At 54.1% G+C, this 10466-nt stretch carries 12 protein-coding genes; 1 reads left to right on the top strand and 11 read right to left on the bottom strand.

The window, feature by feature from the left end; all coding sequences use genetic code 11:
* Window positions 1-8 precede the first annotated feature (8 nt).
* Window positions 9-1646 (bottom strand): ShlB/FhaC/HecB family hemolysin secretion/activation protein, encoded by a 1638-nt coding sequence (locus tag HV041_RS04510; RefSeq protein WP_165712417.1) that lies wholly within the window; start codon window positions 1644-1646, stop codon window positions 9-11.
* Between the two features lie 593 nt (window positions 1647-2239).
* On the opposite strand from HV041_RS04510, the gene narP reads away from it, so the two are divergent.
* The gene (gene narP / locus HV041_RS04505) at window positions 2240-2887 is read left to right on the top strand and encodes a nitrate/nitrite response regulator protein NarP (RefSeq protein ID WP_061068186.1); all 648 of its coding nucleotides are present in this window, start codon (window positions 2240-2242) and stop codon (window positions 2885-2887) included.
* A 101-nt stretch (window positions 2888-2988) separates the two neighbouring features.
* Here narP and HV041_RS04500 read toward each other — a convergent pair whose 3' ends face one another.
* The 10 genes from HV041_RS04500 to napB all read right to left on the bottom strand — a co-directional run bounded on the left by HV041_RS04500 (window position 2989) and on the right by napB (window position 10398).
* Window positions 2989-4038, bottom strand: a complete 1050-nt coding sequence (locus tag HV041_RS04500) for a cytochrome c-type biogenesis protein CcmH (protein ID WP_121584830.1) — start codon at window positions 4036-4038, stop codon at window positions 2989-2991.
* Window positions 4035-4592 (bottom strand): thiol:disulfide interchange protein DsbE, encoded by a 558-nt coding sequence (gene dsbE / locus HV041_RS04495; RefSeq protein ID WP_121584831.1) that lies wholly within the window; start codon window positions 4590-4592, stop codon window positions 4035-4037. Before dsbE ends, HV041_RS04500 begins: the two co-directional genes overlap by 4 nt.
* Entirely contained in the window at window positions 4589-6544 is a 1956-nt protein-coding gene (locus HV041_RS04490) for a heme lyase CcmF/NrfE family subunit (RefSeq protein WP_121584832.1), read from the bottom strand. Before HV041_RS04490 ends, dsbE begins: the two co-directional genes overlap by 4 nt.
* On the bottom strand, window positions 6541-7020 hold the full coding sequence (gene ccmE / locus HV041_RS04485; RefSeq protein WP_005129319.1) for a cytochrome c maturation protein CcmE: 480 nt from the start codon (window positions 7018-7020) through the stop codon (window positions 6541-6543). The genes HV041_RS04490 and ccmE overlap by 4 nt, the downstream gene beginning before the upstream one ends.
* Window positions 7017-7229 (bottom strand): heme exporter protein CcmD, encoded by a 213-nt coding sequence (gene ccmD, locus HV041_RS04480; RefSeq protein WP_005129320.1) that lies wholly within the window; start codon window positions 7227-7229, stop codon window positions 7017-7019. The genes ccmE and ccmD overlap by 4 nt, the downstream gene beginning before the upstream one ends.
* Window positions 7226-7963: a heme ABC transporter permease gene (locus tag HV041_RS04475; protein WP_061068190.1), complete on the bottom strand. Its 738-nt coding sequence runs from the start codon at window positions 7961-7963 to the stop codon at window positions 7226-7228. The genes ccmD and HV041_RS04475 overlap by 4 nt, the downstream gene beginning before the upstream one ends.
* An 86-nt stretch (window positions 7964-8049) precedes the next feature.
* Window positions 8050-8709, bottom strand: a complete 660-nt coding sequence (gene ccmB, locus HV041_RS04470) for a heme exporter protein CcmB (RefSeq protein WP_005129323.1) — start codon at window positions 8707-8709, stop codon at window positions 8050-8052.
* Window positions 8706-9323 (bottom strand): cytochrome c biogenesis heme-transporting ATPase CcmA, encoded by a 618-nt coding sequence (gene ccmA / locus HV041_RS04465; protein WP_121584833.1) that lies wholly within the window; start codon window positions 9321-9323, stop codon window positions 8706-8708. The genes ccmB and ccmA overlap by 4 nt, the downstream gene beginning before the upstream one ends.
* 13 nt (window positions 9324-9336) lie before the next feature.
* Window positions 9337-9939, bottom strand: coding sequence for a cytochrome c-type protein NapC (gene napC / locus HV041_RS04460; protein ID WP_005129332.1), 603 nt, complete (start codon window positions 9937-9939; stop codon window positions 9337-9339).
* A 9-nt stretch (window positions 9940-9948) separates the two neighbouring features.
* Window positions 9949-10398, bottom strand: coding sequence for a nitrate reductase cytochrome c-type subunit (napB, locus tag HV041_RS04455; protein WP_048212558.1), 450 nt, complete (start codon window positions 10396-10398; stop codon window positions 9949-9951).
* Between the last annotated feature and the right edge of the window lie 68 nt (window positions 10399-10466).

Below are 10466 nucleotides of genomic sequence, written 5' to 3'. Positions count from 1 at the left end.
CTTGTTCCTTAAAAAGCCACCGCAACGCGGTAATACACATTGAGATGATCCGGTGCCAGCCAGTCCGGATAATTCACCGGTGTTCCTACGGTAAACTGACTGGAGAACCAGCGCCCTGAGCTGGTTAATCCCAGCGCGGCCCCCCACAACGTGCCAGAGGCATACCTGTCAACGCTATCTTGTTTCAGCCAGCCGCCGTCGAATGCCGCTATCGCGCCAATCTGTCCCAACACCGGCAGCGTAAAAAGCGAGTAATTCACTTCGTTGCGCCAGTAGCCGCCGTTATCTCCTGAAATGTATTGTTCTTTATAGCCGCGTACCGATGTTTCACCGCCCAGCGTCAGGCGTTCGCTGCCGTAAAGGCGGTCCGGTGACCATTGAAAATAGAGGCTGCTCAGCCACCACAGTTTTTCTGTCAGCGGGCGCTGAAAACTGCCGCTGACGCTCCATTTGCGAAATTCTGCCTTTGGCACATCACCCTGTTTATCATTGTCATCCTCTGCGCCAAACCACGGCACGCCCTGGGTGAATGTGGGGTTAAACGTCGCAACGCCAGACGCAATTTTTTGCGTATGGTTGATACCCAGCGAAACGCTGGAAAGCTTGCGGCTACTGGTTTCCAGCAGCACATCGTTCAATCTGTTACGGTTGATTCGATGCGTGAGACCCAGCGATGCTGCGGTTTTGATATCACCGTTGCGAAACAAAACCCAGGAGCCGGTCAGACGATGGGTTTCACTGTCACCAGTGGAGCGCCAGGCATAGCCATTGTTATTAATGGTGCTGAGATAGTTACTCCAGCTGTAGCTGTAATCCAGCAATCCGTAGCCGTAAGGAACACTCACACCAGCAGCAACGTTCTGCGCATCTTTACTGCTCGAAAAATCGCTGCTACGCCCGCCGCTGATAAACCATTTATCCGCCAGCCCAAGCATATTATTGAAAAATAATGCCCCGCTTAGTTGTCCGGTTCCGGTACTCTTTTGTCCGCTGTTATCAAAACTGACGGAGCCGTTAACGGGGAATTCAGGCGTGGCGCTCAGATTAACTATTGATAACCCCTGCTGGCTGCCCGGCAAAATTTCAATTTCCACCGGCGTCTGGCGAACCCGGTTCAACTGCTCCATACCCTGTTCAATGTCACGCAGATTGAGAATCTTTCCTTCCAGCCCAGGAAAGATCATTTTCAGCGTGCGCGATGGGACACCTTCCAGACGTATTTGCTGCAATTTTCCCTCAAGCACCGCAATGTGCAGCACCCCAGAGGAGAGATCCTGTTCGGTTAAAAAGGCACGACTGGTGATGTAACCTCGGCTGATATACCAGTCGGAAATTGCATTTGTCAGTTCCGTCAGGCGAGGAATATCCAGGCATTGATTCACCCACGGCGCGGTAAGCTTTGCCGAGGTAGCGACGGACAACTTCGTTGCGCCGTCAATATCAATGCGCGAAATCATAAAACATGGTCCTTCAGTCCGGGCTGGCGTTTCCGGCGTGACGGCTTCGGGCAGCGTAACGCTACGCTCCAGCTCTTCACGCTGGCGCTGGTTTTCATTAAGTAGCTGCTGTTGTTGCTGCTGAATGGTATTACGATCCGCAGGAGAGAGTAGTGCGGCAGAAACCGTTGTGAACGGCAAAACTAACATCCCAATCAGTAATGCCAACTTTCTTTCATCCCTGAACTTCACCCTACCCCCCAAAAAGTACGAAACCGAACCTGGCTGTACGACTCTTGCCAAAAAAGCACAAAATGCAAACAAAAGTAAAGGCAATAAATGCGTTTTCACTTTATTCCTATTGCATTTCAGGATTTTTTATATTCTTAAGTTAAATTACTCTATTGGCCCAATCCCATAGCTAGTCGCCTATTTGCAGGAAGATCGCGGGGATGAGTATGTCGCGCACGTCGTGCCGCATGGGTGACGTCTGCGAAGTTTTCTTCCAACTGCTCGCACCCTTAATATCAACATTGCTTATTATTGCCACTTATTAATGTTGATATTTAATTAATGTTGTCAAACAGCAAATCGAGAATACTTTCGTCTCGCAAACCGCCAGCACCTTGATTCAAATCATAAAGAGTTTTCTTTGTAAAAATTCCAATGAGAGCTTTTTGAGTCAGGATATACTATTTGCACCTGTGAAAAGTAAGGTCACGTTGCCTTATCATCTACGTGATAAATCAGGATTATCCCATGCCCCGGAATATAACGAAATTAAGAGTGCTCAGGAGAAGAAGATGCCTGAATTAACACCTTTTAAGGTGATGATTGTTGACGACCACCCACTCATGCGGCGAGGAATCAGTCAATTACTGCAGCTGGATAGCGCATTTGACGTAGTTGCCGAAGCCGGCGATGGCGCAAGCGCTATCGATCTGGCAAACCGTCTGGATCTTGATGTGATCCTGCTGGACCTCAATATGAAAGGCATGAGCGGACTGGACACCCTGAATGCGCTGCGCCGGGATGGCGTCACAGCGCAAATTATTATTCTTACCGTTTCGGATGCCGCCAGCGATGTGTATGCCTTAATTGATGCCGGCGCGGATGGCTATTTACTTAAAGACAGCGATCCTGAAGTCCTGCTGGAAGCCATTCGCGCTGGCGCAAAAGGAGGTAAAGCCTTTAGCCAACGCGTCAGCGATTATCTGCGGGAACGGGAACTGTTTGGCGCCGAGGAAGATCCGTTCAGCGTACTCACCGAACGCGAGCTGGATGTGTTACATGAACTGGCTCAGGGATTATCGAATAAACAGATTGCATCCGTACTGAATATTTCCGAGCAAACGGTGAAAGTGCATATCCGCAACCTGCTGCGAAAACTTAACGTCCGCTCTCGCGTTGCCGCCACCATCCTGTTTTTACAAACACGCGGCATGCAGTAATCAGATATTGCCCGATGGCGCTACGCTTATCGGGCCTACAAGTCACGTGCATCAGTAGGCCGGAAAAGACGCTTTGCGTCGCCATCCGGCATCTTCCACTCTTACTTCTCCTGCGGCGTTAGCTGCTCCATCGCCTGTTTGATGCTGCGCTCAATTACCGCCCGACGGGTATCATTGGCGGGCAATAATTTCAGCATCATCTCCCACGCCGCAACCGCCTCGCCAAAGCGCTGCTGTTCAAAAGCGTTAAACGCATACATGCTGAGAACCCGCACGTTGGCATGTTCGCCGCGTACCAACTGGCGTAGCAGCTCCCCTCCCCGACGGTTATCGTCAGGATCGGAAGAACGGGTCAGCGCTTCCGCATAGCCCAGCGCAGCATCGCTGTTTTTCGGATCCAGTCGATAAGCATTGGCATAGGCTTCAGTAGCCGTACTGGCGTTACCAAGTACCATGCCAATGCGCCCAAGCATGATCCAACCTTCAACGTTGGCAGGATCGGCTTGTAAGCGAGTGCGCAGACCCAACGCCAGACGCGTCATATCTTCTTCATTGAGCGGATCAGCTTTTGGATCCAACGCCCGCTCCAGCAGCGCCGGAGCCTGAGCAGTGGCCTGTTGCCAGACCTGAACCTGCTTATAGTTGCCGGTTTCATAATAGCTCACTGCGCCAACCACCAGCGCTACCACGATACCAGGCACAAACAGCCCAAATCCACCGCGCTTGCCTTCCGGGATAACGTCGTCAGGAAACGCTTCCTGTTTCACCCGGACACGTCGGCGAGTACGGGCGAAAATAATCCAGCCACCCAGACCAATCGCGACCACCGGCATCACCCACAGCAGCACGGTCAGCGGCGTCAACGGCGGATCGTAAGTCACGAAGTTGCCGTAGCGCGCCACCATGTAATCGACAATTTCTTTCTGGCTTTTCCCTTCCTGCATCAGTTCGTAAACCTTCTGACGCAGATCGGTGGCAATCATTGAGTTAGAGTCAGCAATGCTGTTGTTCTGGCACTTTGGGCAGCGTAACTGTTCAGTGAGCTGACGGAACTGCTGTTCCTGCGCCTCATCTTTGAACTGCATCACGTCAATAGTGGCCAGCGCCGATCCCGAGATAACCAGCATCAGCAGGCCCAGAAAGAACCTCATTGCGTAGCCTCCTTACTGTATTTATCCCACAATGGTTTGATCTCACTCTCCCACACCCTGGCGTTTAAGTCGCCGGCATGGCGATAGCGAATAATGCCTTTACCGTCGATCAGGAATGTTTCCGGCGCGCCGTACACGCCAAGATCCAGACCAAGCATCCCGTCGCCGTCAAACAGGCTCAGCGCATATGGATTGCCCAGCTCTTTCAGCCAGACAATGGCTTTCTGACGATCGTCTTTATAGTTCAACCCAACGACCCTCACGCCTTGTGCCGACAGCTGATTCAGATACTGGTGCTCAGCGCGACAGGTCGGACACCAGGTCGCCCAGACGTTCAGCAGCACCGGTTTCCCCTGTGTCAACACATCAGCCTGGTAATGCTGGCCCGGATTTTCCAGTGACTCCAGACGGAACGTCGGCACCGGCTTACCGATTAACGCCGATTCCAGATTCGTCGGGTCGTCTCCCTGTGCGTTACGTGCCAGTTGCCACAGCAGCGCCGCTGCAATGATGAGAAAAATAATAAATGGAATTAACAATGCATTGCGCTTCATACAGCCTCCTGCGCGTTTTTTTGCGCAGCAGCACGAGGACGCGTGCGCTGGCGATAGCGTGGATCAAACAGGCAGAACAACCCGCCCAGCGCCATCAGCAACCCTCCGGCCCAAATCCAGCGAATAAACGGTTTATAGTACAGACGTACAGCCCATGCGCCGTTATCCAGCTCTTCGCCCAGCGCAGCGTACAGGTCACGCGTGAATCCGCCGTCAATTGCCGCTTCAGTCATCATTGAACTGGTGCTGTTGTAAAAGCGTTTTTCCGCATGCAGCGTCGCTTCCGGCTTGCCGTCACGGGTAACACCAATCACGGCCACGCCCCCCCGGTAGTTAGGTCCGGTAATATCTTTTACTTCGCGGAAAGTGAACTGATAATCATGGATACTGACGCTATCGCCCGCCTTCATGCGCACATCACGTTCAACGCTGTAGTTCTGGCTAAAGGCAATACCGACGATGGTAACAGCCAGTCCTATGTGACCTGAAACCATGCCCCAGTAGCTCGGCGTCAGCTTCGTGCCGCGCGAAATACGCAGGAACGCCTCGGACATCGCCAGCACGAATATCCAGCATGCCATTGCCATACCCACGACCGTCATGGCAGCGATGCGGTCTTCAAACAGCCACGGCAGCAGCAGCGACAGTACCAGCGTGGTGACAAACGCGACAATCAGTAGCGTTTTCAGCTTGCGCGGTCGGTCACGGCCCCAACGCACTAATGGCCCTATTCCCAGCAACAGCGCGAACGGTGCCATCAGCCAGGTAAACATGGTGTTGAAGAACGGCTCGCCAATCGAAATGCTACCCAGCCCCAGCTGTTTGTGCACCAGCGGCAGCAGCGTACCCAATAGCACCACCAGCATGGCGGCAATCAGCAGCACGTTATTACCCAGCAACAGCGATTCACGCGACCACAGCGCGTTATTAACCCGCGAGCGGACCTTGTGACCGCGTACAGCAAACAGCAGCAGGGAACCGCCGATAACCAGCACCATGAAGGCCAGAATAAACATCCCGCGTGACGGATCGGAGGCGAAGGCATGCACCGACACCAGCACGCCAGAGCGCACCAGGAACGTCCCTAACAGGCAAAGCGAGAAGGCGCAGATTGACAGCAGCAACGTCCAGGCTTTAAAGCTGGCGCGCTGTTCAGTCACTGACAGCGAGTGCATCAGCGCAGTCCCCACCAGCCACGGCATAAACGACGCGTTCTCTACCGGGTCCCAGAACCACCAACCGCCCCAGCCCAGTTCGTAATAGGCCCACGCAGACCCGAGCACAATACCCAGCGTCAGAAACACCCATGCAGCCAGCGTCCACGGACGCGAAAAACGGGCAAAGGTGCTATCCAGACGCCCGCTCATCAGTGCGGCAATCGCAAAGGCAAACGCCACGGAGAAACCGACATAACCCATGTACAGCAATGGTGGGTGGAAAATAAGCCCAGGATCCTGCAACAGCGGATTCAGGTCGCGGCCTTCAATAGGAAAATCTGGCAACGTGCGGGCAAACGGATTGGAAGTAAACAGGATAAACAGCAGGAAGCCAACGCTGACCATGCCCATCACCGCCAGTACGCGGGCGACGATATCCAGCGGCATCCGCTGGCTGAACAGCGCCACAGCGAACGTCCAGCCGCTCATCAGCAACACCCACAGCAACAATGAGCCTTCATGCGCGCCCCATGTCGCGGCGACGCGATACCAGACCGGAAGTTGCGTATTGGAGTTGCTGGCGACATAGGTCACGGTAAAGTCATTAACCACGAAGGCGTTTACCAGCACCAGAAACGCACCCATCACACAGATAAACAACACCCAGGCAAAGGGTCGCGCAGAGGCCATCATCCGGACATCGCCACGCGCAACACCCCACAGCGGATAAACCGACAGCAACAGTGCAACGCCAAGCGCAAGGCACAACAGCGCGTTGCCAATTTCAGGCATCATGACGTTTTATCCTTATAAACACTTTCCGGACGACGATGGTTTTCCTGCATCGCTTTTTCGACTTCCGGCGGGGTGTAATTTTCATCATGCTTGGCAAGGACCTCTTTGGCCTGCACATGATTTCCCTGATCCAGTTCTCCCTGAACAACGACGCCCTGCCCTTCACGGAACAGATCCGGCAGGATACCTTCATAGGTCACATCCACCACGCCTTCGGCGTCATAGATGCTGAAGTTAACTTTCAGCGACTGCGGGTCGCGCTTCACACTGCCCGGCATAACCATACCGCCAACGCGCAGGCGTTGACCGACTTCCGGCATCTGCTGAGTTTCGCGCTTGCCGTAGAGTATTTCTCCCGGCGTATAGAACAGATCGATATTGGAACGCAGCGCATAGAGCACCAGCGTGATGGTCAAAGCCAGGCCCGCCAGCACCGCACAGGCTATCCATAGCCGATTTTTACGTCGAATATTCACGCCGCCTCCCGTTGCACTTGCGCTGCACGCATACGCGCTTCTCTCGCCCGCTGCTGCGCCACACCGCGTAAGATTGCGCGATGCTGTAGTGCAGAATGCAGCACCAGCACCAGCAACGGAATTACACTCATGGCCACGGCCAGCCAGACATATAAGGCGTAACCGCCCATCGCGAAAAAATCACTCCATGATGCAAATGCAGGGGTCATTGGCGGCCTCTTTTTAAGATCAGTTCACTCACCCACGGGCGGCGTTTTTCCATCAATAAAATCAGATTACGCATGCGCATCAGCGCCAGCGTGACAAACAGGAGCAGATAGCCGACGATCGCCAGGCGCAGTGGCGTACGCATCGCCGGATCAATACTTTGCTGCATGCGGGTCGACCCCTGATGCAGCGTGTTCCACCACTCAACCGAGTAGTGAATAATCGGTAAGTTCACGACACCAATCAGCACCAGAATGCCGGCAGCGCGCCCCGCCAGGCGGCGGTCATCAAAGGCATGCCACAGCGCAATGGCGCCAACATAGAGAAACAACAGCACCAGTTCAGAGGTGAGTCGGGCATCCCAGACCCACCAGGTCCCCCACATCGGTTTGCCCCATGCTGAGCCCGTCACCAGTGCAATAAAGGTAAACACTGCGCCAACTGGCGCCATCGCCGCCAGCGCCAGATTAGCCATTTTCATCTGCCAGACCAGGCCGATAAATGCGGCAACCGCCATTGATGCGTAAATGCCCATCGACCAGATTGCTGCCGGGACGTGCAGATAGATAATGCGATAGCTCTGCCCCTGCTGATAATCCGCTGGGGCGAAGCCAAATCCCCAAACCCATCCTGTTACCAGTACCACTGCGCTGGCAATCGCCAGCCATGGAATAAACCAGCCACAGACCTGATAGAGACGTGGGGGCATCGCCAGTTGATGAAGTGTTTTCCACATAGTTCAGTCACCAGACTCAATAAATTAGTAAATTTCCGTTTTACCGGAGGGCGGCTTCGCCTTGTCCGGCACAAGTCATATCTGCGCTATTGCACGCTGATACGTAACGCCGCCGCCGTCGCAAAGGGACTTAACGTGGCGCTTCCTACCAGCAACGCGCCAAGAATCGCCATGTACCCTTCAACGGGTAAGTGCATCGAGGCGGCGTCCATCGCAGCGGTCGCAAAAATCAACAATGGAATGGTTAGCGGGAGTACCAGCACGCTCAACAGCACGCCACCGCGTTTTAACCCCACCGTCAATCCCACGCCCGGTGCGCCGAGAAAACCCAGCGTCGGCGTTCCAAGCAGCAACGTCAGCGCCATAATTTGCCAACCGTACATATCCATTCCCAGCAGCAATGCCACCAGCGGCGAGAGGATCAGCAGCGGCAAACCGGTTACAACCCAGTGCGCCATCACCTTCGCCAGCACCACGGCCGGTAGTGGCAATGGCAGCAGCATCAATTGTTCGAGGCTGCCATCCTGTAAGTCATCCCGGAATAAACGTTCCAGCGCCAGTAATGAGGCCAGCAATGCGGCAACCCAGATAATGCCCGGTGCGATGCGCGCCAGCAGCTGTGGCTCCGGCCCAATGCTCAGAGGGAACAACGTGATAACGATCAGGAAAAACCATAACGGATTGGCGATCTCTGCACTATGACGGAACGCAACCCGCAGTTCTAAACGGAAGATTTGCCACATCATTGCGCGGCCCTCTCGCTGGTCAGCGCAATACGTCGAACTTTATCGGTCTCAACACCCAGAGGCTGGTGCGTTGTAAGGATCACAATACCACCCTGCTCTGTATGCTGTGCCATGCGCTGAGTCAGTCGCTCAACGCCGTGCACATCAATTGCCGTAAAGGGTTCATCGAGGATCCACAGTCGCGCGCGGGTCAGCCAGAGGCGAGCCAGTGCCACGCGCCGCTGTTGTCCGGCGGAGAGTTGATTAACAGGAATATCTTCATATCCGGCAAGCCCTGCCTGCGCCAGTGCCGCCAGACAGTCGCCATCGTGATGGAAAAATCGCAGATTCTCCAACGCCGAAAGCCGGGTTTTTATCCCCGGCTGATGTCCGATCCACAGTAGTTCCTGATGGTAGCTGTCCCGCACCTGGTGCAGCGATTTCCCTTGCCAGCAAACCTCTCCGGCGTCAGGACGAGCCAGCCCGGTAAGCAACCGCAGCAGGGTGGTTTTCCCTGCGCCATTGCTCCCGGTAATTTGTACCCATTCCCCTGCATTGACGCGAAATGACAGAGCGCTAAACAGTATTCTGTCATCTCGCTCGCAGAGCAGTTCTCTGGCCTCAAGCATCCTGATTATTTACATCCTGTTAAAAGCCCGGTTTGACTTCGCGCATATCAGGCAGTTTGTGCGCTATCCCTTTATGGCAGTCAATACAGGTTTGCCCTTCTTTCACGGCCTGATCATGCATTTTAGCCGCTACGCCTTTCTGGGCGGTTAAATCCATAAACTCGAAGTTGTGACAGTTCCGACACTCTTGCGAATTATTGTCTTTCATACGCCGCCATTCATTTTGCGCCATCGATAAACGGTGGTCTTCAAATTTTTGCGGTGTATCTATTAACCCCAGTGCTTTCGCGTACAGCTCCTTGCTGGCCTTGATTTTACGGATCATTTTCGGCCCCCACTCATGAGGGACGTGGCAATCAGGGCAAGTCGCGCGCACACCGCTGCGGTTGTTGTAGTGTACGGTTTCCATGTATTCCTGGTATACCGTGTTGCGCATTTCGTGACAGCTAATGCAGAACTCTTCAGTATTGGCCTTTTCCATACCGGTATTAAAGCCGCCCCAGAAAATAATGCCGCCCACAAAGCCGATTAACAACAGCGTGCCGAGCGCCAGACGGCTGGGGCGACGCCACCATTGCCAGACGCGCTTAATCCAGCCTGGTTTACGGTTAGAATTTTCCATAATGACCTCTTATTTCCCGTAACCTTTCGAGGGGGTGAAGGTATTTTCAACAATCGGCGCGGCGTCAGCCTGCGGGACATGACACTGCAGACAGAAGTAACGACGCGGGGCGACTTCAGCCAGTACCTTGCCGTTGCTGTCCATAAAGTGCGTCGGGCTGATGCGCGGTGCACCGGTGGTGCGGTAGCTTTCAACACCGTGACACTGCAGGCAACGGTTGGTATTGGTCGTCACCTGGTAACCGTCAACACTGTGCGGAACCATCGGTGGCTGATTCACATAATTCAGCGGCATACGCTCCTGCTCTTTCGGCATGCGAATCGCCCCTTCCTGTGTCCCTGAGACCTCCGGTGACTGGCTCAGATCCACTCCGTTTGCAGCCCAAACGGCCCCACTGACTACCAGGGCCAGCGCGGCTGTCCATTGACTCAGCGCTTTAATCAGGTCATGGCTTTTCATTGTTTCGCTCCCGAACTCCATCGCATTTACACTTCATCCTTTAAGCTGCCTCTTTGTTGGCTGCGCTC

The organism is Citrobacter sp. RHBSTW-00029 (assembly GCF_014104295.1).
GTDB classification, from domain to species: Bacteria; Pseudomonadota; Gammaproteobacteria; order Enterobacterales; family Enterobacteriaceae; genus Citrobacter; species Citrobacter youngae.
Note: the sequence above shows the minus strand (reverse complement) of the source record. Positions and strands in the feature narration are given on the sequence as shown.